Source organism: Moritella sp. 5 (genome assembly GCF_018219455.1).
In the GTDB taxonomy this organism is placed as follows: domain Bacteria; phylum Pseudomonadota; class Gammaproteobacteria; order Enterobacterales; family Moritellaceae; genus Moritella.
Genome location: NZ_CP056122.1, coordinates 531,522 through 558,432, shown reverse-complemented (window position 1 = coordinate 558,432; position 26,911 = coordinate 531,522). Strand labels below are relative to the sequence as shown.

General features: G+C 42.2%; 17 protein-coding genes, 1 tRNA gene, 3 rRNA genes and 1 riboswitch. Of the genes, 8 read left to right on the top strand and 13 right to left on the bottom strand.

Annotation, left to right across the window (positions count from 1 at the left end; translation table 11 throughout):
- The first annotated feature begins 16 nt into the window (after window positions 1–16).
- Window positions 17–901 (top strand): CNNM family magnesium/cobalt transport protein CorC, encoded by an 885-nt coding sequence (corC, locus tag HWV01_RS02585; protein WP_211673939.1) that lies wholly within the window; start codon window positions 17–19, stop codon window positions 899–901.
- Between the two features lie 57 nt (window positions 902–958).
- Window positions 959–2,503, top strand: a complete 1,545-nt coding sequence (gene lnt, locus HWV01_RS02580) for an apolipoprotein N-acyltransferase (RefSeq protein WP_371816354.1) — start codon at window positions 959–961, stop codon at window positions 2,501–2,503.
- Window positions 2,504–2,602: 99 nt separating this feature from the next.
- On the opposite strand, the gene HWV01_RS02575 is transcribed toward lnt, so the two are convergent.
- Complete coding sequence (locus tag HWV01_RS02575) at window positions 2,603–2,977, bottom strand: SirB2 family protein (RefSeq protein ID WP_249185420.1); 375 nt, start codon at window positions 2,975–2,977, stop codon at window positions 2,603–2,605.
- Between the two features lie 179 nt (window positions 2,978–3,156).
- Between HWV01_RS02575 and HWV01_RS02570 the strand changes: the two genes are divergently transcribed.
- The gene (locus HWV01_RS02570) at window positions 3,157–3,786 is read left to right on the top strand and encodes an MBL fold metallo-hydrolase (RefSeq protein WP_211673938.1); all 630 of its coding nucleotides are present in this window, start codon (window positions 3,157–3,159) and stop codon (window positions 3,784–3,786) included.
- 714 nt (window positions 3,787–4,500) lie between these two features.
- On the opposite strand, the gene HWV01_RS02565 is transcribed toward HWV01_RS02570, so the two are convergent.
- The 4 genes from HWV01_RS02565 to HWV01_RS02550 form a co-directional block, all read right to left on the bottom strand.
- A tRNA-Asp gene (locus tag HWV01_RS02565) sits at window positions 4,501–4,577 on the bottom strand.
- A gap of 83 nt (window positions 4,578–4,660) precedes the next feature.
- Window positions 4,661–4,776, bottom strand: a 5S ribosomal RNA gene (gene rrf, locus HWV01_RS02560).
- A gap of 141 nt (window positions 4,777–4,917) precedes the next feature.
- Window positions 4,918–7,811 (bottom strand): 23S ribosomal RNA (locus HWV01_RS02555).
- Between the two features lie 291 nt (window positions 7,812–8,102).
- Window positions 8,103–9,647 (bottom strand): 16S ribosomal RNA (locus HWV01_RS02550).
- The 16S, 23S and 5S rRNA genes sit together here with 1 tRNA gene alongside, the layout of an rRNA operon.
- A 532-nt stretch (window positions 9,648–10,179) precedes the next feature.
- Between HWV01_RS02550 and HWV01_RS02545 the strand changes: the two genes are divergently transcribed.
- Window positions 10,180–12,114 (top strand): methyl-accepting chemotaxis protein, encoded by a 1,935-nt coding sequence (locus tag HWV01_RS02545; RefSeq protein ID WP_249185534.1) that lies wholly within the window; start codon window positions 10,180–10,182, stop codon window positions 12,112–12,114.
- A 14-nt stretch (window positions 12,115–12,128) separates the two neighbouring features.
- Here the strand turns inward: HWV01_RS02545 and HWV01_RS02540 are convergent, their stop codons facing one another.
- On the bottom strand, window positions 12,129–12,677 hold the full coding sequence (locus HWV01_RS02540) for a DUF924 family protein (RefSeq protein WP_249185419.1): 549 nt from the start codon (window positions 12,675–12,677) through the stop codon (window positions 12,129–12,131).
- 446 nt (window positions 12,678–13,123) lie between these two features.
- On the opposite strand from HWV01_RS02540, the gene nhaD reads away from it, so the two are divergent.
- On the top strand, window positions 13,124–14,371 hold the full coding sequence (gene nhaD / locus HWV01_RS02535; protein WP_211673936.1) for a sodium:proton antiporter NhaD: 1,248 nt from the start codon (window positions 13,124–13,126) through the stop codon (window positions 14,369–14,371).
- A gap of 48 nt (window positions 14,372–14,419) precedes the next feature.
- Here nhaD and HWV01_RS02530 read toward each other — a convergent pair whose 3' ends face one another.
- Both HWV01_RS02530 and HWV01_RS02525 read right to left on the bottom strand, forming a co-directional pair.
- A complete protein-coding gene (locus HWV01_RS02530; RefSeq protein ID WP_211673935.1) occupies window positions 14,420–15,643 on the bottom strand; it encodes an HlyD family secretion protein in 1,224 nt (407 codons plus the stop codon).
- Window positions 15,637–15,930 (bottom strand): MFS transporter, encoded by a 294-nt coding sequence (locus tag HWV01_RS02525; RefSeq protein ID WP_211675619.1) that lies wholly within the window; start codon window positions 15,928–15,930, stop codon window positions 15,637–15,639. Before HWV01_RS02525 ends, HWV01_RS02530 begins: the two co-directional genes overlap by 7 nt.
- A gap of 244 nt (window positions 15,931–16,174) precedes the next feature.
- Between HWV01_RS02525 and HWV01_RS02520 the strand changes: the two genes are divergently transcribed.
- A complete protein-coding gene (locus tag HWV01_RS02520; RefSeq protein ID WP_211673934.1) occupies window positions 16,175–17,377 on the top strand; it encodes a histidine kinase in 1,203 nt (400 codons plus the stop codon).
- Entirely contained in the window at window positions 17,370–17,963 is a 594-nt protein-coding gene (locus HWV01_RS02515) for a response regulator transcription factor (protein ID WP_211673933.1), read from the top strand. Before HWV01_RS02520 ends, HWV01_RS02515 begins: the two co-directional genes overlap by 8 nt.
- Window positions 17,964–18,255: 292 nt before the next feature.
- On the opposite strand, the gene HWV01_RS02510 is transcribed toward HWV01_RS02515, so the two are convergent.
- From HWV01_RS02510 to rluD, 4 genes are all read right to left on the bottom strand, one after another.
- On the bottom strand, window positions 18,256–19,695 hold the full coding sequence (locus tag HWV01_RS02510) for a sodium:alanine symporter family protein (protein WP_249185418.1): 1,440 nt from the start codon (window positions 19,693–19,695) through the stop codon (window positions 18,256–18,258).
- A 124-nt stretch (window positions 19,696–19,819) separates the two neighbouring features.
- A riboswitch (glycine riboswitch) is annotated at window positions 19,820–19,915 on the bottom strand.
- Window positions 19,916–20,184: 269 nt separating this feature from the next.
- The gene (clpB, locus tag HWV01_RS02505; RefSeq protein ID WP_211673932.1) at window positions 20,185–22,758 is read right to left on the bottom strand and encodes an ATP-dependent chaperone ClpB; all 2,574 of its coding nucleotides are present in this window, start codon (window positions 22,756–22,758) and stop codon (window positions 20,185–20,187) included.
- 98 nt (window positions 22,759–22,856) lie between these two features.
- The gene (pgeF, locus tag HWV01_RS02500) at window positions 22,857–23,612 is read right to left on the bottom strand and encodes a peptidoglycan editing factor PgeF (protein WP_211675615.1); all 756 of its coding nucleotides are present in this window, start codon (window positions 23,610–23,612) and stop codon (window positions 22,857–22,859) included.
- Between the two features lie 6 nt (window positions 23,613–23,618).
- On the bottom strand, window positions 23,619–24,599 hold the full coding sequence (gene rluD, locus HWV01_RS02495) for a 23S rRNA pseudouridine(1911/1915/1917) synthase RluD (protein ID WP_211673931.1): 981 nt from the start codon (window positions 24,597–24,599) through the stop codon (window positions 23,619–23,621).
- 137 nt (window positions 24,600–24,736) lie between these two features.
- On the opposite strand from rluD, the gene bamD reads away from it, so the two are divergent.
- Window positions 24,737–25,474: an outer membrane protein assembly factor BamD gene (gene bamD / locus HWV01_RS02490; RefSeq protein ID WP_045111887.1), complete on the top strand. Its 738-nt coding sequence runs from the start codon at window positions 24,737–24,739 to the stop codon at window positions 25,472–25,474.
- A gap of 131 nt (window positions 25,475–25,605) precedes the next feature.
- Here bamD and hemE read toward each other — a convergent pair whose 3' ends face one another.
- Complete coding sequence (gene hemE / locus HWV01_RS02485) at window positions 25,606–26,670, bottom strand: uroporphyrinogen decarboxylase (protein WP_211673930.1); 1,065 nt, start codon at window positions 26,668–26,670, stop codon at window positions 25,606–25,608.
- Window positions 26,671–26,911 lie beyond the last annotated feature (241 nt).

Below are 26,911 nucleotides of genomic sequence, written 5' to 3'. Positions count from 1 at the left end.
TTAGGTACAACAAACTATGAACGGCGACAAACCTCACTCGACAAACGGTTCATCAAAAAAAGGTTTTTTTGACAAATTTTCTCAATTATTCCAAGGTGAGCCGAGAAACAGAGAAGAGCTTGTAGAAGTTATTCAAGATGCAGAAAATCGCGAACTGATCGATCAAGACACAAAGGATATGATTGAAGGTGTGCTCGAAGTTTCAGGACTAAAAGTACGCGACATCATGATCCCACGCTCACAGATAATTACTATCGATAAGAGCCAAAAAGTAGAAGAGTTTTTACCTATCATGATTGACTCTGCGCACTCGCGCTTCCCTGTCGTCAATGAAGATAAAGATCATATCGAAGGGATCTTGTTAGCCAAAGATCTGCTTAAATTTGTGTTTAGTGGCGCGCCAGATAGCTTTGAGCTGTCTTCTATTTTACGCCCAGCAGTTGTTGTACCAGAAAGTAAACGTGTTGATAAACTCCTTAAAGAGTTTCGTTCTGAACGCTATCACATGGCCGTAGTGGTTGATGAATTTGGTGGTGTATCAGGTCTTGTTACCATTGAGGATATTCTTGAAGAGATCGTTGGTGAAATTGAAGACGAATTCGATGAAGATGAATCAGCACAAGAAGACATCCGCCGTATTAATAAAAGCGTATTCTCAGTGCAAGCATTAACACCAGTTGATGACTTTAATGACTACTTCGCATCAGACTTTAGCGATGATGAAGTTGATACAATTGGCGGTATGATTGCCCATGCATTTGGTCATTTACCAGAGCAAGGTGAGATCATCACAGTTGACGACTTCCAATTTAAAGTCATTTCTGCTGACCGCCGTCGTATCATCCAATTACAAGTGAAAGTACCTGAAGCACAACAGAATCGCTTAGCTGAATCAGCTTAACCGTCTCAGTGGCAGGTTACTCCACTTGTCGCTGTAAATTGCTCAAAGGAATAACCTATCAAATCACTGATTCATAAAATAGGTGCGCCACTCGCTGGCGCACTTAGCGTCTTTGCTTTTGCACCGTTTGATTACAGCATTAGCTTATACGTTTCATTATTTTTCCTACTCTTTATCATTGACAATAAATCAGCAAAACACGCCGCCGGATATGGCTTTCTGTGGGGGCTTGGATTCTTTATCGCTGGTCTCCACTGGATTTCAGTGAGTATCTTAGATTTTGGTGGTTTACCTGCACCTGTAGCATGGTTATTAGTTCTGCTATTGTGTGCTTACCTTGCCATTTACCCCGCGCTTTGTGCTTATCTCGTTAATCGATTTAGCGCACATTCAGCCTTAGTACGCTACTTTATTGCCTTTCCTGCAATCTGGCTAATCACAGATTGGTTACGCGGTTGGGTGATGACAGGTTTTCCTTGGTTAGAGCTTGGTTATAGTCAGATGAATACCCCCTTGGTTAACTACGCGCCAATTCTCGGTGTAGAAGGGATTACTGTCGCTGTTTGCTTCATCACCGCCAGTTTGTATTATGTTTGTCGTGAACGTAAATTCATCATGCCTGCCGCCGTTATATCCCTTATCGTATTGTCGGCAATGGCCTTACAAGGCCGACAATGGACAACACCTGAAGCCGTAAAATCAATCGCACTAGTGCAAGGTAATACCGATCAAGATGAAAAATGGCTACCAGAAAAACGTGCTGATATTCTCAATGAATACTTAAAACTAAGTTTGGAGAATACCGATGCAGATATTATTATTTGGCCAGAATCTGCCATCCCAGCATTGGAATTCCAAGTGAAAAGCTATTTAGATTATGTATCAGAATTAATGCGCGAAACGAATACCACTCTTATCACTGGTATCATTAACTACCAACGTGTTGATAATATTGATGAGTATTACAATGCTGTGATAGTACTCGGTCAACCTGAACAGCATGACGGTCACTCCCCTGTTAATGACCGTTATTACAAAAACAAATTATTACCCATTGGTGAATTCGTACCGTTTGAAGATCTGTTAAGACCGATTGCGCCCTTATTTAATTTACCGATGTCATCATTTCAACGTGGTGGTGAAGAACAGTTAAATCTATCAGCAAGTAACGTACATATTGCCACTGCAATTTGCTATGAAATAGCCTTTAACCAGACCCTAGTACACACTGTAACGCCTGATACAGGCTTTATTTTAACGGTGAGTAACGATGCCTGGTTTGGTACCTCGATAGGTCCAGCTCAGCATTTAGAAATCGCGAGAATGCGTGCATTTGAATTCCAGCGTCCGGTAATCCGCAGTACTAATACAGGTATCACGGCTATTTACGATGCACAAGGTCAAGAAGTGGGCCGTATAGCTCAATTCGAAAAAGCTGTATTACGTGCACAAGTAACGCCTTATCAAGGGACGACCCCTTTTAACCGTTATGGTAATACACCCTTATTGATACTGGCCTTTATGTTATTCGCAGGTGTAATAAGTCATCATTTATTGACGAAGAAAAGCAAAACGAAAAATCAGCTCAACGTCTCCTTATAAATAAATCGCGTAAAAAACTAAGTAAAAAATGGCACTCTAGAGTGCCATTTTTTCATTCAATATCTCCGTATGAGTCGTCGATCACGATAACACCAGTATTTATATAAACAACGCAACTTTAGTTTTCGCAATATAAAAAATAGTCACAAAAAATATCATCGTAACTGCAATACAGACCTGACGTACTTTTAAGTTCATCTGAGGCTTAAACGCTAACATCGCAAATCCAACGTAAACGAATAACAGCACAAACTTTTCAGTTACCCAAGCATCAACAAATGGGTATTGATTGATAGTCACACATAACGCGAAACCAGATAAAATAAGCACCAAGTTAAGTACTTTATGGATCTTAAATAAAATTACATTATTAATATATTCAGAACCTTTGATCGCCCAAAATGTCCGTAATGCAAAACTTAGCAGACTAATCAACAGTAAAGCCAAATGCACTTTCAGTAATAATGGATACATAATAATTCCGTTAATAGAATAGAAATAAGAATAGCTATGATAACTATCAATAAAAAATCTGTTTTGACACAGATCATCAAGTAACAGTAGCGTAACAATTTAGACCGTATACTCTTGTCCTACAAATCGGTAAACTAGCGCAACTATATATACGACTATCTAGCCAAGAGAGATAAGCAATGCAAGTTAAAGTCATTCCAGTAACACCTTTTGAACAAAACTGCAGTCTGTTAATCTGCCCTGAAACCAATAAAGCCGCTATTGTTGATCCCGGTGGTGACATTGAAAAGATTATTGGCCAAGTAAAGCAACATGGTGTAGAAGTAGAGAAGATCTTTCTAACACATGCTCATATTGATCACGTTGGCGGCACTGAAGCACTTGCTGCAGCATTGAAGGTATCTATTGAAGGTCCACATATTGCGGATAAATTTTGGTTAGACAAACTACCAATGCAAGGTCAGATGTTTGGCTTTCCAGAAGTTCCACCATTTGAACCACAACGTTGGTTAGAGCACGGTGATATTATTGCATTTGGTAATCAAGAACTAACTGCTCTGCATACCCCAGGTCATACACCCGGGCACGTGGTATTTAATCATGTAACAACAAAACAAGTAATTGTTGGTGATGTATTATTCAATGGCTCTGTCGGTCGTACTGATTTCCCACAAGGTTGCTTTAATACCTTGATGACCGCGATCAAAGGCCAGTTATGGACATTGCCAGAAGAAACCGTATTCTTCCCAGGTCATGGACCAACATCGACAATCGGTCATGAAAAAAGAACTAATCCGCACGTAAGATAACGTGTATTAAGGAATGGTTTTAGCCCAAGTATTATAGAAAAATACTTGGGCTTTTTTGTACTCTGAATTTCAGGCACAAAAAAAGCCTCTATTTCTAACAAAAAGTTTTCGATTCAGGCTTTCGTTGTTTGTTGGCAAAGAGAAAGCGGACGGCTTTCTACAAACCACAACCCGCGATCCCCGGCGCGACAGGTCGCCTTTTTAGGTAAACAGTCTAACCAACTGAACTACCACTCCGAACAATCTGTATTTTTTGTATCCTGAATTTCAGGCACAAAAAAAGCCTCTATTTCTAATAAAAAGTTTTCGATTCAGGCTTTCGTTGTTGTTGGCAAAGAGAAAGCGGACGGCTTTCTACAAACCACAACCCGCGATCCCCGGCGTGACAGGCCGCTTATGTTTTTATAAAGAGTCTAACCAACTGAACTACCACTCCGAACAATCTGTATTTTTTGTACCCTGAATTTCAGGCACAAAAAAAGCCTCTATTTCTAATAAAAAGTTTTCAATTCAGGCTTTCGTTGTTGTTGGCAAAGAGAAAGCGGACGGCTTTCTACAAACCACAACCCGCGATCCCCGGCGTGACAGGCCGCTTATGTTTTTATAAAGAGTCTAACCAACTGAACTACCACTCCGAACAATCTGTATTTTTTGTACCCTGAATTTCAGGCACAAAAAAAGCCTGAATCTTTCGATTCAGGCTTTCGTTGTTGTTGGCGGAGTGGACGGGACTCGAACCCGCGACCCCCGGCGTGACAGGCCGGTATTCTAACCAACTGAACTACCACTCCGCACAATCTGTGCTAATGTTTCCATCAGTCTATTCTTTATACAAGGTATAAACCTTGATTGTAGTCTTTCGACTCAATTTGGCGCTTGGCGATGCCCTACTCTCACATGGGGAAGCCCCACACTACCATCGGCGTTATTACGTTTCACTACTGAGTTCGGAATGGGATCAGGTGGTACCGCAACACTATGGTCACCAAGCAAATTTGGTTTGCTTTCAAGTTGTATCTTTTAAATCTGAAAAGCTATAAATAAAGAAGTCTTTAAAACCTATCTTTCGATAAATAGTAGTGTTCAATCAATTCTTAAGTCGATATTTCAATTAATCATACTTTAATTTGTATGGTTAAGCCTCACGGGTAATTAGTACAAGTTAGCTCAATGCCTCACAGCACTTACACACCTTGCCTATCAACGTTGTAGTCTCCAACGGCCCTTCAGGGAGCTTAAAGCTCCAGTGAGAACTCATCTCGAGGCCTGCTTCCCGCTTAGATGCTTTCAGCGGTTATCAGTTCCGAACTTAGCTACCGGGCAATGCTATTGGCATAACAACCCGAACACCAGTGGTTCGTCCACTCCGGTCCTCTCGTACTAGGAGCAGCTCCTCTCAATTCTCAAACGCCCACGGCAGATAGGGACCGAACTGTCTCACGACGTTCTAAACCCAGCTCGCGTACCACTTTAAATGGCGAACAGCCATACCCTTGGGACCAACTTCAGCCCCAGGATGTGATGAGCCGACATCGAGGTGCCAAACACCGCCGTCGATATGAACTCTTGGGCGGTATCAGCCTGTTATCCCCGGAGTACCTTTTATCCGTTGAGCGATGGCCCTTCCATTCAGAACCACCGGATCACTAAGACCTACTTTCGTACCTGCTCGACGTGTCTGTCTCGCAGTTAAGCTGGCTTATGCCTTTGCACTAACCACATGATGTCCAACCATGTTTAGCCAACCTTCGTGCTCCTCCGTTACTCTTTGGGAGGAGACCGCCCCAGTCAAACTACCCACCAGACACTGTCCGCAACCCCGATAAGGGGCCTACGTTAGAACATCAAACGTACAAGGGTGGTATTTCAAGGTTGACTCCACATCATCTAGCGACAATGCTTCAACGTCTCCCACCTATCCTACACATGTAGGTTCAATGTTCAGTGCCAAGCTATAGTAAAGGTTCACGGGGTCTTTCCGTCTAGCCGCGGGTACACTGCATCTTAACAGCGATTTCAATTTCACTGAGTCTCGGGTGGAGACAGCGTGGCCATCATTACGCCATTCGTGCAGGTCGGAACTTACCCGACAAGGAATTTCGCTACCTTAGGACCGTTATAGTTACGGCCGCCGTTTACCGGGGCTTCGATCATGAGCTTCGACCTAAGTCTAACCCAATCAATTAACCTTCCGGCACCGGGCAGGCGTCACACCGTATACGTCATCTTTCGATTTTGCACAGTGCTGTGTTTTTAATAAACAGTTGCAGCCACCATTTCTCTGCGACCAACAATAGCTTACGGAGCAAGTCCTTCACCATCATTGGCGTACCTTCTCCCGAAGTTACGGTACCATTTTGCCTAGTTCCTTCACCCGAGTTCTCTCAAGCGCCTTAGTATTCTCTACCTAACCACCTGTGTCGGTTTGGGGTACGATTCTCTTATATCTGAAGCTTAGAGGTTTTTCCTGGAAGCCGGGTATCAACTACTTCATCTCCGTAGAGACTCGTCATCAGTTCTCAGCCTTAATGTACGCCCGGATTTACCTAAGCATACAGCCTACAACCTTAAACATGGACAACCATCGCCATGCTAGCCTAACCTTCTCCGTCACCCCATCGCAATATAAGTGAGTACAGGAATATTAACCTGTTTCCCATCGACTACGCCTTTCGGCCTCGCCTTAGGGGTCGACTCACCCTGCCCCGATTAACGTTGGACAGGAACCCTTGGTCTTTCGGCGTGGAGGTTTTTCACCCCCATTATCGTTACTCATGTCAACATTCGCACTTCTGATACCTCCAGCAAGCTTCTCAACTCACCTTCGACGGCTTACAGAACGCTCCTCTACCATGCAAAGAACAAGTCTTTGCATCCGTAGCTTCGGTGGTATGTTTAGCCCCGTTAAATCTTCCGCGCAGACCGACTCGACCAGTGAGCTATTACGCTTTCTTTAAAAGATGGCTGCTTCTAAGCCAACTTCCTGGCTGTCTGAGCCTTTCCACATCGTTTCCCACTTAACATACACTTTGGGACCTTAGCTGACGGTCTGGGTTGTTTCCCTTTCCACGACGGACGTTAGCACCCGCCGTGTGTCTCCCGCGATTGAACTTATTGGTATTCGGAGTTTGCAAAGGGTTGGTAAGTCGGGATGACCCCCTAGCCTTAACAGTGCTCTACCCCCAATAGTTAGACGCGAGGCGCTACCTAAATAGCTTTCGAGGAGAACCAGCTATCTCCCGGTTTGATTGGCCTTTCACCCCCAGCCACAAGTCATCCGCTAATTTTTCAACATTAGTCGGTTCGGTCCTCCAGTTGATGTTACTCAACCTTCAACCTGCCCATGGCTAGATCACCGGGTTTCGGGTCTAATCCCAGCAACTATTCGCGCAGTTAACACTCGGTTTCCCTACGGCTCCGCTATTCGCTTAACCTTGCTACTGAAATTAAGTCGTTGACCCATTATACAAAAGGTACGCAGTCACAGAACAAGTCTGCTCCCACTGCTTGTACGTATACGGTTTCAGGTTCTATTTCACTCCCCTCACAGGGGTTCTTTTCGCCTTTCCCTCACGGTACTGGTTCACTATCGGTCAGTCAGTAGTATTTAGCCTTGGAAGATGGTCCTCCCATATTCAAACAGCATATCACGTGTGCCGTCCTACTCGATTTCACAGTAAGGTCGTTTTCATGTACGGGACTATCACCCTGTATCGTGAAACTTTCCAGAATCTTCCACTAACTTCCAAACTGCTTAAGGGCTAGACCCCGTTCGCTCGCCGCTACTAAGGGTATCTCTATTGATTTCTTTTCCTCGGGGTACTTAGATGTTTCAGTTCTCCCGGTTCGCTTCGTAACGCTATGTATTCACGTTACGATACTCTACAAAGTAGAGTGGGTTCCCCCATTCGGAAATCTGTGGATTAACGCTTTTTATCAACTCCCCACAGCTTAACGCAGATTAACACGTCCTTCATCGCCTCTGACTGCCTAGGCATCCACCGTATACGCTTAGTCACTTAACCATACAATCTAAAGTCGACCGTACAATTGAAATAACTAGGTATTATCTAGTTTTTTTCGCCTCAAGAATACTCAAGAACACTATATTGTTATTGCCGAAGCAATAACGTGTTTTAAGAACTTCTTTATTTATTCAGCTTTCCAAATTTTTAAAGAGCAATTTGCTAAAAAGCAAAGATAAACAAGCGATTGCTTATCTTTGCTTACTAGCGTCTTACTATTAGTAAGACATACTATTCAACTTTCTATTCAAGCAATTTGTGTGGGCACTTACAAAAATTAACAACTTTACGTAAGGAGGTGATCCAGCCCCAGGTTCCCCTAGGGCTACCTTGTTACGACTTCACCCCAGTCATGAACCACACCGTGGTCATCGCCCTCCCGAAGGTTAAGCTAATGACTTCTGGTGCAGCCCACTCCCATGGTGTGACGGGCGGTGTGTACAAGGCCCGGGAACGTATTCACCGTGACATTCTGATTCACGATTACTAGCGATTCCGACTTCATGGGGTCGAGTTGCAGACCCCAATCCGGACTACGACGCACTTTATGGGATTCGCTTACCATTGCTGGTTTGCAGCCCTTTGTATGCGCCATTGTAGCACGTGTGTAGCCCTACTCGTAAGGGCCATGATGACTTGACGTCGTCCCCACCTTCCTCCGGTTTATCACCGGCAGTCTCCTTAGAGTTCCCACCATTACGTGCTGGCAAATAAGGATAAGGGTTGCGCTCGTTGCGGGACTTAACCCAACATTTCACAACACGAGCTGACGACAGCCATGCAGCACCTGTCTCATAGTTCCCGAAGGCACCAATTCATCTCTGAAAAGTTCTATGGATGTCAAGAGTAGGTAAGGTTCTTCGCGTTGCATCGAATTAAACCACATGCTCCACCGCTTGTGCGGGCCCCCGTCAATTCATTTGAGTTTTAACCTTGCGGCCGTACTCCCCAGGCGGTCTACTTAATGCGTTAGCTTAAGAGCCCAGTTCTCAAGGAACCAAACTCCGAGTAGACATCGTTTACGGCGTGGACTACCGGGGTATCTAATCCCGTTTGCTACCCACGCTTTCGCATCTGAGCGTCAGTTACTTGCCAGGTGGCCGCCTTCGCCACTGGTATTCCTTCAGATCTCTACGCATTTCACCGCTACACCTGAAATTCTACCACCCTCTCAAGAACTCTAGTTTGCCAGTTCGAAATGCAGTTCCCAGGTTGAGCCCGGGGCTTTCACATCTCGCTTAACAAACCGCCTGCATGCGCTTTACGCCCAGTAATTCCGATTAACGCTTGCACCCTCCGTATTACCGCGGCTGCTGGCACGGAGTTAGCCGGTGCTTCTTCTGCGAGTAACGTCACAGTAGCAGAGTATTAATCTACTACCTTTCCTCCTCGCTGAAAGTACTTTACAACCCTAAGGCCTTCTTCATACACGCGGTATGGCTGCATCAGGGTTTCCCCCATTGTGCAATATTCCCCACTGCTGCCTCCCGTAGGAGTCTGGACCGTGTCTCAGTTCCAGTGTGGCTGATCATCCTCTCAGACCAGCTAGGGATCGTCGCCTTGGTGAGCTCTTACCTCACCAACAAGCTAATCCCACTTGGGCTCATCTAGTCGCGAGAGCTTTCAAGAAGAGGCCCCCTTTCACCCGTAGGTCGTATGCGGTATTAGCAGTCGTTTCCAACTGTTGTCCCCCTCGACTAGGCAGATTCCCAAGCATTACTCACCCGTCCGCCGCTCGACGCCAGAATAGCAAGCTATTCTTCGTTTCCGCTCGACTTGCATGTGTTAAGCCTACCGCCAGCGTTCAATCTGAGCCATGATCAAACTCTTCAATTAAAAGTTTTTTGACTAATCGCCTAAGCGATTAAGTCGGCTCAATGAATTCTGTACTTCAACAACAAACCGAAGTTTGTTGTTTATAAAACCAAATCTTTCGATTTAATTTAATGTTCACAATTACATTGATATAATTTTTGGTCATTATATCTCTGCAAGTGCTCACACAGATTGCTTGAATAAATTGTTAAAGAGCATACTGAGCGGCTGTTGCCGTGTCAGTGGGATGGATTATAGACAACAGGGCTCCATTGGCAAGTGATTTACTAAACTTTATGATATTTTCACTTGATTAGACTAAAAAACACTCAAAACGTAACATTTAAAGACTTTTTAGTCGTGAACAATGACAAAAATAGTCTTATTATAGAAAATAGTCGCTGCTAACAGCGAGCTCAGCATCATATAATGGTAGAAATAGTCACTAATCTATGTAATTACTCTAAACATAGATAAACAAAACAATATTCATATAACTGTCATCTTTCGCTTTTAGACTGCAATGCATCAACATAGATAGCTTATCAGGATGATGACCTTGCGTATCACGACTCTTTCTCGAATCAGTTCCCTTACTTTAATCTGTCTTTCACTCTTAATGACCTATACCCTTTACGGTAGCCACCAGCAGCTTAATCGTCTTGAATACCAAAATTCGATGTTTGCGCAAATGAAAGAACAAGTCACTATTAAACTAAACCACTCAATCTCAGATTACTTACAGCAAGGTAATACTGCCGATTTACAACAGTCCGAACAAATTATCAGTCAGTTAATCACTTCACTTAAGCAACTGGCCAGTGCCATTAATACCTCTACATTAAACAAAGAACTCCATCAATTTGCAGGCCTTGTTGAAGGTCCTTTACGTTCGTCGGGTAAATTTGCCTCTGATCATTTTCAGCTACTGAATTTTAACGAAAAAGAACTCGCGGACAATTTATCGCTATTAAAGCGCCAATTATTAGAAAATAAGATACCGTTACGTCAACAAGACCTCATCCTCATCAGTGATATTCAGGCTAGCCTCGCGCATTTAACCAACCAACGCCAGCGCTACTTTAATCAGTTACAAACATCACAATGGCAAGAGTTGTTGATCCTAGTAAAAGAAACCGCTCTACTGATTAGTGAACTGTCCCAACTGCGCCATTATGACTCCAGCACTGAACTAACGATTGAAGATGATAACTTCTTAAATGACGAGGAAGATGAAGAAACTATATCAATTGTTGATGTTACCAATGAACTAAATAGCCTTATTAGCCGTTATCCAAAAGAACTATTGAATACTAAAACCGTCCTTTCTGAACAAACAGATAACCAACAACTCGTTTTAACGGCAATCAGTAATATTCAAGCCGCTATCTTAGCGTTAGAGAAACCAGTTAATGACTATGCCAGCACACAAAGACAAAACACCTATTTATACCTTGCGGTGATCGCACTCAGTTTGATCTTATTTGGTATTAGTCTGTTTTACTCTCAGAAATATTGGGTGGTAAAACCGTTAATTAAACTAGATAAAGCCCTCGCCTCTCTAGTTCAAAGCAATACCCGTGAACGCCTGGCCTTTGCCGATAATAAAAGTGAAATAGGTTTAATCGCCTTACACTTTAATCAGCTACTTGATAACGTTAAACAAGAGCAAGTCGCTAAACTCAACCAAGTAGAGCAAGTTACTCATGCGTTAAATTCGCTACAAGATGATTTCCAATCCATTAGCCAATACTCACAAGCAAGCAGTGGTACCATTGGTGATATAAGCAGTGGCGTCTCAGCAGTTAATGAATTAGCACAGCAAATCGATACCGAAACCCAGTCGGTGCATGACTTAACCCAGCAAACGAATCAAAAAATGCATAAAGCAGCGAGTCAGATTATCGATTTCAGCTTGGCTACTCAGCAGACACAGCAAGCCGGAACTGACAGCTTAAAAGCCATTAAAGCCTTAAATACCAACATGGAAAATGTCGAAACTATTGTCGCTTCGATTCATCATATCGCCGATCAAACCAATTTATTGGCACTCAACGCGGCAATTGAAGCTGCACGGGCAGGAGAGAAAGGACATGGTTTTGCAGTCGTCGCCGACGAGGTACGTAATTTGTCAAAAAAAACCCAACAAGCACTGGAACAAATCAGCAGTTTTCTCACTCAATTAAATAGTTCGAGCACATCACTCGAACATGAAATTGTTCATATCGCACAGCGCTGCCAACAACAGCTAGATAATGCGCAGGACATGCACAAACAAATTAATAGCGTCATTCAGCAATCTGAACAGTCACAACAAAATGCGGCAAATAGTCGTCATAATACCCATCAGCAAGTCCGCTATATTAGTGTCGTAAATGATCAAATGCAGGCGCTGAAAAATCACAGTGAAGACACGCATAATAAAACCCTGTCAGCACAACAACAGGTATCGACACAAGTTCAGCAGATATTAAGTATCTTTACCTAAACTAGACCTAGACACTAAAAACTTGAACCAGGGGTATCGAGAAACGCCAGTTCTTCGGTTGTCGATTCTCGGCCTAAAATATTATTACGATGAGGATAGCGACCAAACTGTTCAATAATCGCTTGGTGTTGTAATTCAAATTCAAGGTTAGTTTGAATATCATTACCTTGATATAAAAATACCGCTTGTTGATGAATCACTGATGATTCGCTATGCATAAAAGGCAAATAAAGAAAGCTGCATTGCAGCTGCGAGAGTTCTTTATCTGCACCATTCGCGATAGCTTCTTGGGCAAGCGCTAACGCCATATTGTCATAGATAAATGCACGCGACGTATCACGGTACATATTGCGCGAAAATTGATCCAAAATGATGATTTCTGCTAACCGTCCTTCAGCACTTCGGCGCCAATGAAATAATTCACCTGCAATCGCACGCTTATGAAACTCACTAAATCGAGTTACAATTGTCCGATCGAACTCAATGTCCTTAACCCACCACTTGGCTGGATTAACCTCTTCAAACCAAAACTTAATCACTTCTTTATACATAGTTAAACCCATCTCCAATGATCCCACCAATTGAGTATAGGTTAACGCGAATCACTGAGCCCAATTGATAACGACACCTAGATCTCAGTTCTCACATTTACGTACAGTTTTATTCTGTATTTCTAGCGCATGATACAATTTAGGCCTAAAGGCTCTGTATCATACACAGAACAAGTAGAACGAATAATCACAATATTCAGAACATAATCATAAGTGATAATAGCGACATATTTACAGATGGTCGTTTATAAGCCTCATTCGTTATACCAAACTGATTTATCACTACGATCTACGTGTAACTTCAGCATACTAATTAGCCTATAGACAATAAACATCCGATTTATATCTCATAACTTAATATTTTAAGGATTAACTTGATGTAGGTTAATCTTTTAGGATTAAGTTAATATAGGGTCTCACTCTCGTTTCTATAACACCAATACTTTTTGGAACCCCTTATGCTGTACACATTGTTAATATCACTTGCCATACTTGCATTATTGAGTATCGTATTTGAAGAAATCACTCATATCAATAAAGCAAAAACAACCTTGTTCTTAGGCTGTATCTCTTGGATTATACTTTTCATGGCCGCGGTAGATCCAAACCATGAAAAAATAATTGAAGCGCGATTAAATGAAAACCTATTAGAGATAGCCACACTTTGGTTATTTCTAATGTCGACAATGACTTTTGTGGCTTATTTAAATGCGAAAGGCATGATTCAAATAATTGTTCAAAAATTATTTCCACAACGTGTATCAGTGCGAATGTTAATGCTGCAAGTTGCGTTATTTTCATTATTTTTATCTGCCATATGCGATAACGTGACGGCAACACTTGTCTCTTTAGGCTTACTGACCACCTTCAAATTAAACAGCCAAATGAAACAGCGTATGGCGGTATTAATCATCTTTGCGGTGAATTCAGGGGGCGTATCTCTCATCACTGGTGATGTAACAACTTTGATGATATTTCTTGGTGGCCATGTATCAATGTCTGAACTATTGATGCTTTTTATTCCAGCAGCAATAAGTGTCATGTTACTTACAGTATTATTGTCCCTAAACGTGAAAGGTGAGGTATCTACAACTCCAATACAGCGTGATATTCAGAGAATCGATATTATAATTGCACTCATCTTCTTTTCAACAATTGTAATGACGATGCTACTTAATATTTTATTTGGCGTTCCCCCTGTACTTACTTTCTTGACGGGCCTTTCCATTATGTTTCTTGTTGGACATATGGCTCGCAGTAATAAAGAAGAACTTAGAATGCTCGAGTATATTCGTCAAGTCGAATTTGACACGTTACTCTTTTTCCTTGGAATCTTATTATTAGTTGGAATGCTAAAAGAAATTGGCACGCTAGATCTACTAACGCAAGCCTATGCCCAGTTTAACCCTAGTCTTTCTAATTTTGTAACAGGTATAGGTTCTGCACTATTAGATAACGTACCTTTAACCGCTGCATTATTAAAAGCAAACCCTTCATTAACAACACCAGATTGGCTTGGATTAACTTACTCCGTTGGTGTGGGCGGATCACTACTCGTGATAGGCTCTGCTTCTGGTATTATTGCGATGAGTAAAGTGAAAGAACTCACTTTTGTTAGTTACTTAAAATATGTACCAGCACTCTTTTTGTCTTATACCTGTGGGTATGCATTAACACTACTTTTTGCTCATTACCTTTATAGTTAAGTTAAGCTATGTATATAAAAAGGCGTCAATGACGCCTTTTTATTATACTTACATGGTGTAGAAATAATATATTTGTGATTTCATCCGAATAATAATACCGCGAATAACATCTAAGAAACCAAGAAAACCAATGGGTTTCACACCACTGATCCAGGCTAAACCAACAGCGCCAACGGGAATGTCATAATCCTCGGTCTCAATCAGTTTTAGACGCACAAAATGATGTTTATTCATTACATTCTGTCCAGTGGTAACTCGAACCGAGGTTTCTCTTGCCAGCAATGAACCTTGCGCTTCGCCTGTCGCTTCTATAATTCCTTCCACTTCAGCAGCAAAAATATGACCAGGGTAAACCGCGGACGCAAACTCTGCACCTTGGCCAACTTTGATATTGCGAATGGCTTGGTGGTTAACACGCATTAGTACGTATTTTTCATTGGTATACATTTGAATACGTGGCATCGCACCTATGTATTGACCTTCACGAATAATAAAATTTGTTAAATAACCATCGGCTGGCGCATACACACGAGTATTTTCTAAATTCCACTGCGCTTGTGCGTACACTGCGGTTTGATTGGCTAAATCAGCTTTACGACTATTCACAGCATGTTTGGATTTGATAGTATTAAGCTGGGCTTGTTGTGCACTTAGTACTAATTTTTCAGCTTGAGATTGCAACACTGTCAATTTAGCTTCCGCAACTTGTACCGCAGTTTTCTGCTCATCTAACTTACTTTCAGTGATGGTAAATGCAGCCACTTTGTTTTGATCAATATAGCGCTGCAATGTCGTCTTCTTCCAATTCATATCGACGTCTATTTCAGCTTGTTGATCGAGGTTGATCTTTATCTCTTTATTCGAGATCGCGTATTTAGATTCATTAATACGCACATCATCTAATGACGATGTTAACGCAACTTCAGCACTCTTCACTTGCGCAGCAGACTTATTCAGTGCGATCTGATAAACCTGATCTTCAAGTTCATAAATAAGCTGACCTTTGGTGACTGTTTGATTCGGTTTAACATAGATCGTTTTAATGTTGCCGGTCACCTGCGTTGAACCAGGGCGTAACTGAATATGTGGCGACTGCACTAATGAACCACCCGACAAATCCATTGGTGTATAAGTAATTAAACCAACCCAGACGAATAACAACCACGCGGATCCACCTATATAGGCAAAGCTCTTAGAATATTTATTCCATGGCATACCAATTAACCGTAATAGATAAATAAGGAATGCCCAGACAGCTAACCCTTCTAGCATGCGTTATTCCCCTCTGACTTCCAAATATCTCGTACTTTTGCAATGGCTTGTTCTGCATCAACAAACGCAATAATCACCGCAAGTACCCACACCCAATGCCAAATAAACCCGACCCAAGTTAATGTCGTGATCAAGGTTAATTGTTGATGGCTATTTTTATGCGCCTGATGAATAGGCACCTCATGAAACTTCCAAAAACCAATTCCTGCAGCAGCCACAGTTCCGATAAGCACAACAGCAGCAACAATATGTAATCCCGTATCAAAGCCAGTGCCTACAAAAGGCATAGATATTAAACTCACAGGTTAATTCCTTAATTAGCTAGCTTAGTACCTACAAATTAGGCCTAAAGTAAATAACAATAATGAGATCGATTATATTCGGGAAAGGAAGTGAAAAGGTACTCGTAGAATTGCTAGGTTTACGCATATCAACTATTTTTTTATAGCCAAATAGTACGCAGAAAGCCCATAATATATTACTGTAATGACACAAATGACATATACCTTAAACGTAATAAGGACGCTGCATATGCGGGAGCTGCCCAACATAAATGAGACTGACTTAAGTATCGAACAATTTACCTTTGAGGTTTCCAATTGGTTATTGGAAAACGATACCGTCGACTTACTGACTGCGATTGAGTCTTCGCTAACTGCTTTTTTGCCTTACATCCAAGTTCAACGCATGTCGTTGGTTCGTTTAACGCCAGATAATCGCTTTGAAGGCGCACTTGCTGTTGCGGCTCCTGGTTACAACCCCGTTTCTTTACCGGCACAGGGACTCTACTCACCTTATCTAGAGCAGTTAAGTAAAGGCGAACTCATTATTGCAGAAGGTAATCTGCTCGATATTATCAATCATGATGAATTGCTGCTCAAAAATATGGAAGGTATTATTTCTCATATTGTCGTGCCCTTTCGTGTGCGTGGCCGTATTTGGGGTGGTATTACTGCTAGCCGCTATATCGAACCGGTGCATTGGCATGAAGACACCATCACAGGGTTCCGGAGTTTTGGCCAGATCCTCGCATGCACTTACGAGCGTTACGCCTATTGGGAAAAACTTCAGCATAAAAATGAGAAGCTCGAGCTATTATCTCACCATTTAATGGATAGCCAAGAAACCGAACGTCGGCTGTTATCTCGTGAATTGCATGATAATTTCTCGCAACGCATGGCGCTATTAACCATTAAAGCATCATCGCTTTCGCAAACCTTGACTATCGACAGTGACAAACAATCCGCAAATGCACTACACCACGAGATCCAACATTTGGCTAAAGATATGCAAGCCTTATCACGATCGTTACACCCTGCGATCTTAGAGGATCTCGGTTTAATCACCGCATTAAAAGCAGAATGTCGACGCATATCAACAATCAAAGATATTGATATACAAACTTTATTCGACCCTATTCCGACCCTTAATAAAGAGCTATCTCTCAATCTTTACCGCATATTACAAGAAACATTAAACAACGTTACTAAGCATGCGCAAGCATCTGCTGTATTTGTATTGATGCAACACAATAAAGGTAATCTTCACTTTCAAATTATCGACGACGGGATTGGTTGCAACCTGGATTTAAACCAAACAAGAGGCAGTATCGGATTAATCAGCATTCAAGAACGCGCGCAATTATTTAACGGTACAGCTGCGTTCACCTCTCCAGAAGATGGCGGTTTTATCGTTGATATCATGATCCCGACCTTAAAGGAATATTATGAGTAATATAGTTTTAGCCGATGATCATCTGATTGTAGCGCAAGGCATCGCCAGTATTTTACAACCTGAGCATCAAATTTTAGCAATTGCCAAAGATGGCTTAGAATTGATCGAACAGGTCAAACAGCATCAGCCGGATTTAGTGATCACCGATATTAGCATGCCAGACATGACCGGGATCGCGGCTATTGCGGCGTTAAAGCGGATTAATAAAACCGTGAAAATTATTTGTCTCACGATGCATGACGAACAAGAATATGCCGAAAGTGCGATGGCTGCTGGCGCAAAAGGTTATGTACTCAAGCATGAGGCGAGCGAAAGCTTAATCGAAGCGGTTAACCAAGTATTGGCGGGAAATGAATATATCTCGACCTCTATTTCAGTAAATACCGATAAACCACAATTATCATCTCGTCAAATCAGCGTATTACGTCTATTAGCACAGGGGAAATCTGCACGCCAAGTCGCAGATGAACTGTTTATTTCACCGCGCACTGTCGAATTTCATAAATATTCGATTATGAAATTGATCAATGCAAAAACTAGTGCCGAGTTAATCCAATATGCACTTAATCATGGGTTAATGGATTAATAGGTTAAATCGTATTATCTCACTTATAGTTGTGATGAATAACTGTAATAAACTTACGCAACCAATGTAATTAAATTACGTAAGTTTATGACCAAACCGAGGTGCACATAAAACAACAGTTAAAACAGCAACTTAAAAACAGCCAGGCAATGTACACAGCCGTAACATTATCGTTACCTACCTCGATTCCAGCTATAAACAAAGGTGTGTTTGATTCTAACAGCCCCCCAATTCTGTTATATATCTTTGAAGAGGCAATAAAAACAACGTCTTTATTGCCGCTTTATGCTGGCTATGAGTGTTGCTGTTCCAGCGTTAATTTATCAAAGAATAATCGTGTTTCGGCAATCACCACATGACGTAAACCAATCAAACCAATTAAGTTCGGGATCGCCATTAAGCCATTCACAATATCGGCCAAGATCCAAATCAGATCCAACTGTAAGAATGCGCCACTAGCGACTAACAAAATATAAAAATACTTGTAAGGTTTAATGCCTTTCTGACCAAACAGATATTGCACACAACGTTCGCCATAGTAGTTCCAACCGAGAATAGTGGTAAAGGCGAAAAATACGAGCCCTAAGGTAATAACGTATTGACCAATTAACGGTGATAAACCTTGTTCAAATGCGAGCGTTGTCATCGCAGCGCCGGATGTTTCACCACTCCATACCCCAGTTAACACCAATGTGAGACCTGTCATGGTACAAATAATGATGGTATCGAAGAAGGTACCTGTCATTGAAATCAGCCCCTGCTTCACACAGGAATCTGTTTTTGCTGCCGCAGCTGCAATCGGTGCACTGCCTAAACCGGACTCATTAGAAAACACACCACGCGCCACACCACTTTGAATAGCCAACATCACAGTCGCGCCTAAGAAACCACCGGTTGCCGCTGTTGGCGTAAAGGCACTGCTGATCACTAAGCCAATTGCATCAGGCACCGCTTCGATATTAAATAATAGAACCAACAACGATGCGAATACATAACATACCGCCATAAATGGCACAGTACGTTGAGCAATAGCTGAAATAGAGCGAATACCGCCTAAAGTCACCATCGCGACTAATACCGTCAGTATCCCCGCCGATAACCACACCGGAATATTAAACGAGATTTGAACAGCATCAGTAATAGCATTCACTTGTGGGAAAGTACCAATACCAAAACACGCCACACCAATACCAAACAAGGCAAAGGCTTTCGCTAGCCAACGACTACCCAAACCATGTTCAAGATAATACATAGGACCGCCCGCCATTTGCCCATTGTCATCTACAACACGGTATTTCACCGCCAATAAACATTCCGCATATTTGGTTGCCATACCAAAAAAAGCCGCCATCCACATCCAAAATAATGCTCCGGGGCCACCCATTTTAATCGCAGTGGCTACACCGACAATATTACCGGTACCGATAGTGGCAGAAAGTGCGGTACATAATGCTGCAAAGCTACTGATATCACCCTGCTTTTTGTTATGCAGATCGCTGTCGTCTTTATCACCTGAAAACAGGTACTTTAGCGCTAAGGGTAATTTGGTGATTTGTAAAAAACCTAAACGCAAAGTGAGATACATTCCGGTGCCGACCAAAAGTAATAATAATGGCGGACCCCAAATAAAATGATCAATGCTTTGCAGAGTATTTTGTAGGGTTTCTAATAAAGAAGCTGGTATTGGTTGTAGTAAAGAAAATTGTAGTACTGCTAATTGTAAATAGTGCATTAAAAATCATTCCTCGAGAATGTGAATCTGAGGAGGATGTAATTATTCAAGATGGGTAAACGAAGCAAAAAAACCACAGCAAAAGCCACAGCAAAAGCAGACGTGAAAGTACGCAAAAAAAATAATCCTATCCTCTGTCCTTTGTACCTGAGAGTTTCAACGACATTGTCGCTTTGCTCCTTCGGCGTCCAATTGAATGGATCTCTCCAGAGGCTCGTCCAGTAACAGTCCATGCTTTTTCTTGCGAAATAAAGCGCCTGAAAGATTTACTTCTTCGGCGGGCACATTGGCCACTCTCCTGCTACCTTCATCCGAACTTAGTGTGGATATACTGCAGTATAAAACACTGCAGGCTGATAAATATTAACACGGATAACTTCAACAAAAACAAATATAGTAGTTTGAATGATTAACAATTAATCTTTAGGAAGAAAAAAGCCCTGTTAATCAGGGCTACTTTAATTATGCGTTATTTATGGTCATTCTCGATTATTGACTAACGCTTAACTCATCATCAACTACGCTTATCTTAATCGATTTACCAGGTACTACCTCTCCCGCTAAAATAGCATTGGCTAAGCGATTTTCAACCTGCTTTTGCAATACGCGCTTTAGCGGCCGAGCACCAAATAAGGGATCGAACCCGGCGTCAGCTAATTTTGCTAATGCACCAGGAGTAATCGACAAACTATAACCCAGCTGTTTTAATCGCGCCTCTAATGACTTCAACTGAATCGCAGCGATCTTCTCAATGTGATTACGCCCTAACGGGTGAAACACCACAGTATCATCAATACGGTTGATAAACTCAGGACGGAAGCTCTGCCCAAGTAACTCTAATAGGCGTAATTTCACCGTATCATAATCATGTTTACCGTATTCTTCTTGAATAATATCCGAGCCTAAATTAGACGTCATAATAATAACCGTATTACGGAAATCAACAGTACGTCCCTGCCCATCCGTTAAACGACCATCATCCAATACTTGTAATAGAATATTAAAAATATCCGGATGGGCTTTTTCAATTTCATCCAGCAAGATCACTGAATAAGGTTTCCGACGTACCGCTTCCGTCAGGTAACCCCCTTCTTCATAACCGACATAACCCGGAGGCGCACCGATTAATCGCGCAACTGAATGTTTTTCCATAAACTCAGACATGTCAATACGGATCATGGCTTGGTCTGAATCAAAGATAAAATCGGCTAAGGCTTTGCATACTTCGGTTTTACCGACACCCGTTGGCCCCATGAATAAAAAAGATCCCATCGGACGGTTTGGATCAGCCAACCCAGCACGGCTACGGCGTATCGCATTGGATACCACGCTAATCGCTTCGGTCTGACCAATCACCCGCTGATGTAAGTTATCTTCCATCGCCAGCAGTTTTTCTTTTTCGCCTTCCAGCATACGGTTAACCGGGATCCCCGTCCAACGCGATAAAATATCGGCAATTTCAGCTTCACCGACCTTATGCTTTAACAAGGTCATATCTTGCATTTCAGCTTGGGCGGCTAAATCCAATTGTTTTTCTAACATTGGAATAGTGCCGTATTGCAATTCTGACATTTTATTTAAATCACTCGCACGTCTGGCCATATCCAACTCAACACGGGCTTTATCTAACGCTGATTTAATGTGCTTAGTACCAGAAAGCGCAGCTTTTTCAGTCCGCCAGATCTCATCTAATTCGTTAAACTTATCCTGCTTCTCACCCAATTCTTCAGCAATCGTCAATAAACGTTTAATACTGGCTGAATCATCTTCTTTTTCCAGCGCTTGCTGCTCAATTTTAAGTTGGATAATTCGCCGTCCTAACTTATCTAAGGCTTCCGGTTTTGAATCCATCTGTAAGCGAATAGACGATGCCGCTTCATCAATCAGATCAATTGCTTTATCGGGTAATTGACGATCGGAAATATAACGATGAGATAAGGTCGCCGCCGCCACAATCGCCGGATCAGTAATATCAACATTGTGATGTAGTTCATAACGTGATTTTAAACCACGTAAGATGGCAATGGTGTCTTCAACACTTGGCTCTTCAATCAGTACTTTTTGGAAACGACGTTCAAGTGCCGCATCTTTTTCAATATATTTACGGTATTCATCAAGGGTGGTCGCCCCCATACAATGTAATTCACCACGGGCTAATGCTGGTTTTAGCATATTGCCAGCATCCATCGCGCCCTCACCTTTACCCGCGCCGATCATGGTATGTAGTTCATCAATAAACAGAATAGTTTGGCCTTCGGTTTGCGCCAGTTCTTTGATCACTGATTTTAACCGTTCTTCAAATTCACCACGATATTTAGCCCCAGCAATTAACGCGCCCATATCCAGTGATAACACGCGTTTATTCTTTAACCCTTCCGGCACTTCACCATTCACAATGCGCTGTGCTAAACCTTCGGCAATGGCGGTTTTACCCACCCCAGGCTCACCAATTAATACCGGGTTATTTTTAGTGCGGCGTTGTAATACTTGGATAGCACGACGGATCTCGTCATCCCGACCAATCACGGGATCGAGCTTACCGACTTCGGCACGTTCGGTTAGATCTAAGGTATATTTAGTTAAGGCTTCACGTTGCTCTTCTGCGCCTTGATTATCAACTTTGTCGCCACCACGGATCACATCAATCGCTTCTTCAATACTTTTACGTGTACCACCCGATTTTCGTAATAATTGCCCTAACCGCCCTTTATCTTCAACTGCCGCAAGCACAAACAATTCGGAAGAAATAAATTTATCTTTGCGTTTTTGAGCATATTTATCACACAAATTTAATAGCATATTCAACGCTGATGATAATTGGATGTCACCTTGGGTACCTTGTACTTTAGGTAAGCGATCAAGCTCATCAGCCAGCTGCCAGCGTAATGAATTTGCATCAATAGCCGCTGCGGTAAGTAAAGGGCGAAGGGAACTGTGATCTTGGTTTAATAACGCAATCATCAAGTGTATAGGGTCGATAAATTGATTATCTTTACCCAGTGCAAGTGACTGCGCATCGGAAATAGCCATTTGAAATTTGGTGGTAAGTTGATCTAAGCGCATAACGATGTCCTATCGGTCGTGGCTATAATTATAGTCGTTTAATTGGCTGGGAGTATTTAGCAAGGCACTAAAACCCATAATTATTATTTGGGGATTATTTATTGAGATTCAAGGTAAATCAAACTTGCCTGACGACCCGTTTGGTTATCTCGTCGATATGAATAGAATAAATCAATTTCGCGGTAAGTACAGTGGTCACCACCGTAAATATCAGCCGCATTAACCGTTAACGCTTGTAGACGTTGACGCGCTAATAAATATAAATCAGCTAACCATTTATCACCATCGGCAATAAACGCGCGGCTTGCTTTTGGATCATGTGCAATAAAGGCATCACGTACTTCACTGCCTACTTGAAAATATGCTTGGCTGATTGCTGGACCTAACCACACTAATAGTTCATTTGGTGTAGCAGTAAGCTTCGCAATAGTATTTTCAATAATACCATCGAGTAAACCACGCCAACCAGCATGAATAGCAGCAACTTGCGTACCCGCTTTATCGCAAATTAATAGCGGTAAACAGTCTGCCGTCATCACTAAACAAACTTGCCCCGTCATCTGTGTTACAGACGCATCAGCAGCAGGAAGTTGATTCGTATTGTGGGATTGCCCCACTAAACTAACAACCTCTGTACTGTGGGTTTGATTCAACCAATATGGCTGCTGCGGTAAACGAGCAGCGGTCATTAACAACTGCCTATTTTGCCACACCAACTGACTGTCATCTTGCACATGCAGACCTAAATTTAGTCCTGCATAGGGCACATGACTCAGCCCCCCCTCACGAGTAGTGCTTAGCGCCTTTATATTATCCGGCGCGGGCCAGTTTGGTTGAATAAAACGAGGCATAATCAATGATTAACTGATGAAATCATCAATCATGTTTAACGCAGTATCTTCACGTAGGATATGAATTAATGTATTCATATCAGACGGACGTTCTGCGCGCCACATCATCATTTCGCCTGTTACTGGGTGCTCTAATTTCAACATGCGAGCGTGTAGCGCCTGGCGGCCGAAACCACGTAGTGCTAAGACCAATGTATCAGTTGCATTACCCGGTGGCTTTGGACGACCAGCATACACAGTATCACCAACGATAGGATGCATAATATGAGTCATGTGTACACGGATTTGGTGAGTACGACCGGATTCAAGACGCAGTCTTAATAACGTATGCGCACGGTATTTCTCAGCAACACGGTAATGTGTTTTTGCTGGTTTACCCAGTGGACGAACAGCCATTTGCGTACGTTTAGTAGCGTGACGACCGATTGGCTCATCAACAAAACCACCCGCAGTCATAGTACCTGATACAACAGCTTCATATTCACGCGTAATACGGCGAGCCTGCAGTGCTGTTACTAAATGCGTTTGTGCTGGAATTGTTTTCGCAATAACCATCAAACCCGTTGTGTCTTTATCTAGACGGTGAACAATACCTGCACGTGGCACGTCAATAATGTCTGGATAATGGAATAGCAATGCATTAAGCACTGTACCATCAGGGTTACCAGCACCTGGATGCACAACAAAACCAGCTGGTTTGTTGATAACAAGAATGTCATCGTCTTCATACACGATATTAAGTGGCAGATCTTGTGGCTCGTAACGAACTTCTTCGTCAACTTCAGCGTTTAAGATAATTTTATCGCCGAATTGCATTTTTTCACGTGCTTTAACGACAACGTTGCCATTTAAGTTAACAAATCCTGCAAGAATCCATTCTTTCAGACGTGAACGAGAATAATCTTGGAACATCTCGGCTAAAACTTGGTCTAAACGTTGACCGACTTGGTGTTCTGCAACAACGGCAGAAAGTTCTATATGTTGGCTCATAGGTAGCAGGGACCCTCTTCGGTCCTAATTTTCAGTATAATTACAGGATTCAGGCTATTTTAGCCTTTTATTTTGCTGTAGCATATTGGCTACGTAACTATTTTTCGCATTAAGCAATTTGGAATTTATCCAACCTAATGAAAAAATCAATAAAATTAGCAATAAGTCTATCGCTCGCACTGGTTGTGGCAACAGGTTGTTCTTCAAAATCAGAACCGACTGTACCGGATAAACCAGCCATCGAGCTATACAGCATCGCTCAACAATCGTTACAAGCGGGTAATTTTGTTTCCGCTATTGAAACGCTTGAAGCGCTTGATACACGTTATCCATTTGGCCCGCACACTGTGCAAGTGCAGTTAGACTTGATCTATGCTTACTACAAGAATAGTGACACAGCACAGGCATTGGCCAATATAGATCGTTTTATTCGCTTAAATCCAAGCCATAAAGACATAGACTATGTCTACTATATGCGTGGACTTACCAATATGGGCGCGGATTATAACCTATTTCATGACCTATTTAATATAGATCGTTCAGATCGAGACCCAAGTTATGCAAATGCAGCCTTCAATGACTTCACGCGCCTGATCAAACGCTACCCAGAAAGTGAGTATGTGGCTGATGCGCAAAAGCGTGCGATTGCAATTAAAAGTCGCCTCGCACGTTATGAATTGTCGGCAGCTGAATATTACATGAAACGTAAAGCCTACATAGCGGCGATCCAGCGTGCACAGTATATTATCGATAATTTTGCAGATACAGAGTCACGAACTGGCGCATTAAAAGTAATGATTAAAGCGTACGACATTTTAGAACAGCCAACGCTTAAAGCTAACGCCGAAAAGATCTTAGCAGTTAACGCGGATTAATGATCTACGCACCTCGCTAACGATTATTAAGGCTAAAATAAAATATAAAAAAACGGCGTCTATGTAAATAGACGCCGTTTTTGTTTTCGATTACCGTATGCAAGTAATCGCCAGTTCACACAAATTGTAGCTTACTTGTGGTATTGCTTACTCAATTCGCCAACCGCTTCGATGAATACACCTGCTTTTTCAGGTTCAACATCTAAATGGATACCGTGACCTAAGTTCATCACGTGACCATTGCCTGTACCAAAACCAGATAAGATCGTGCTTACTTCTTCACGAATACGTTCTGGTGATGCATAAAGCATTGAAGGGTCCATATTACCTTGCAGTGCAACCTTATCACCAACACGGGCTTTAGCTTCTGCAATATCAATTGTCCAATCCAGACCAATCGCATCACAACCTGTTGCTACGATCTGCTCGATCCATTGACCACCGTTCTTAGTGAACAGCGTAACAGGCACTTTACGGCCATCGTTAAAACGCGTTAAGCCATCAACAATTTTGTGCATGTACTGCAGTGAGAAATCTTTGTAATCTCGTGGCGATAATACGCCGCCCCAAGTATCAAATACCATCACAGACTGTGCGCCCGCCGCAATTTGCGCGTTAAGGTAAGTGATCACTGAATCCGCTAACTTATCTAATAATAAGTGTAGCGTTTGTGGTTCAGCAAATGCCATTTTCTTAATTTTAGTGAACGTTTTAGTACCGCTACCTTCAACCATATAAGTTGCTAACGTCCATGGGCTACCAGAAAAGCCAATTAACGGTACTGAACCATTAAGGTTTTTACGAATAGTACGCACCGCGTTCATTACATATTGTAATTCGCCTTCGGGATCTGGGATACCGATCTTATCAACATCAGCTTTACACGTAATAGGTCGCTCAAATTTAGGACCTTCACCTTCTGAGAAATACAAACCTAAACCCATCGCATCAGGGATGGTTAAGATATCTGAAAACAGAATAGCCGCATCAAGTGGAAAACGGCGTAATGGTTGTAACGTTACTTCACAAGCAAGTTCTGCATTCTTACACAGCGACATAAAGTCACCGGCTTCAGCACGCGTTGCTTTGTATTCTGGTAAATAACGGCCTGCTTGGCGCATCATCCATACTGGTGTTTGGTCTACCGATTCTTTGGCTAACGCACGTAAATAACGATCATTCTTTAACTCGCTCATATCCTTTCCTGAATTGCGGCTCTAATATGGCGTGATTGTAACATTATTCAACAATTGACAAAATATTTGACGCCATTTTCACCGTTAATTTAACAACAAGTTGATCATAACAGGGGATTAACGCCAAAATATAAAAAAATGGGCCAAGATTACTGACTGAGCGAAGAAAAAAACAACAGCTTTAAATCGCCTATAACGGCTTACTCATCTATGTTTCAATTAGCGCAATTAATTTACGCAA

Excerpts from the sequence above, each read along its gene's own strand:
- corC (WP_211673939.1), top strand. The coding sequence starts at position 17 with ATGAACGGCGACAAACCTCACTCGACAAACGGTTCATCAAAAAAAGGT.
- HWV01_RS02575 (WP_249185420.1), bottom strand. The coding sequence starts at position 2,977 with ATGTATCCATTATTACTGAAAGTGCATTTGGCTTTACTGTTGATTAGT.
- HWV01_RS02570 (WP_211673938.1), top strand. The coding sequence starts at position 3,157 with ATGCAAGTTAAAGTCATTCCAGTAACACCTTTTGAACAAAACTGCAGT.
- HWV01_RS02545 (WP_249185534.1), top strand. The coding sequence starts at position 10,180 with ATGACCTTGCGTATCACGACTCTTTCTCGAATCAGTTCCCTTACTTTA.
- HWV01_RS02540 (WP_249185419.1), bottom strand. The coding sequence starts at position 12,677 with ATGGGTTTAACTATGTATAAAGAAGTGATTAAGTTTTGGTTTGAAGAG.
- nhaD (WP_211673936.1), top strand. The coding sequence starts at position 13,124 with ATGCTGTACACATTGTTAATATCACTTGCCATACTTGCATTATTGAGT.
- HWV01_RS02530 (WP_211673935.1), bottom strand. The coding sequence starts at position 15,643 with ATGCTAGAAGGGTTAGCTGTCTGGGCATTCCTTATTTATCTATTACGG.
- HWV01_RS02525 (WP_211675619.1), bottom strand. The coding sequence starts at position 15,930 with ATGCCTTTTGTAGGCACTGGCTTTGATACGGGATTACATATTGTTGCT.
- HWV01_RS02520 (WP_211673934.1), top strand. The coding sequence starts at position 16,175 with ATGCGGGAGCTGCCCAACATAAATGAGACTGACTTAAGTATCGAACAA.
- HWV01_RS02515 (WP_211673933.1), top strand. The coding sequence starts at position 17,370 with ATGAGTAATATAGTTTTAGCCGATGATCATCTGATTGTAGCGCAAGGC.
- HWV01_RS02510 (WP_249185418.1), bottom strand. The coding sequence starts at position 19,695 with ATGCACTATTTACAATTAGCAGTACTACAATTTTCTTTACTACAACCA.
- clpB (WP_211673932.1), bottom strand. The coding sequence starts at position 22,758 with ATGCGCTTAGATCAACTTACCACCAAATTTCAAATGGCTATTTCCGAT.
- rluD (WP_211673931.1), bottom strand. The coding sequence starts at position 24,599 with ATGAGCCAACATATAGAACTTTCTGCCGTTGTTGCAGAACACCAAGTC.
- bamD (WP_045111887.1), top strand. The coding sequence starts at position 24,737 with ATGAAAAAATCAATAAAATTAGCAATAAGTCTATCGCTCGCACTGGTT.
- hemE (WP_211673930.1), bottom strand. The coding sequence starts at position 26,670 with ATGAGCGAGTTAAAGAATGATCGTTATTTACGTGCGTTAGCCAAAGAA.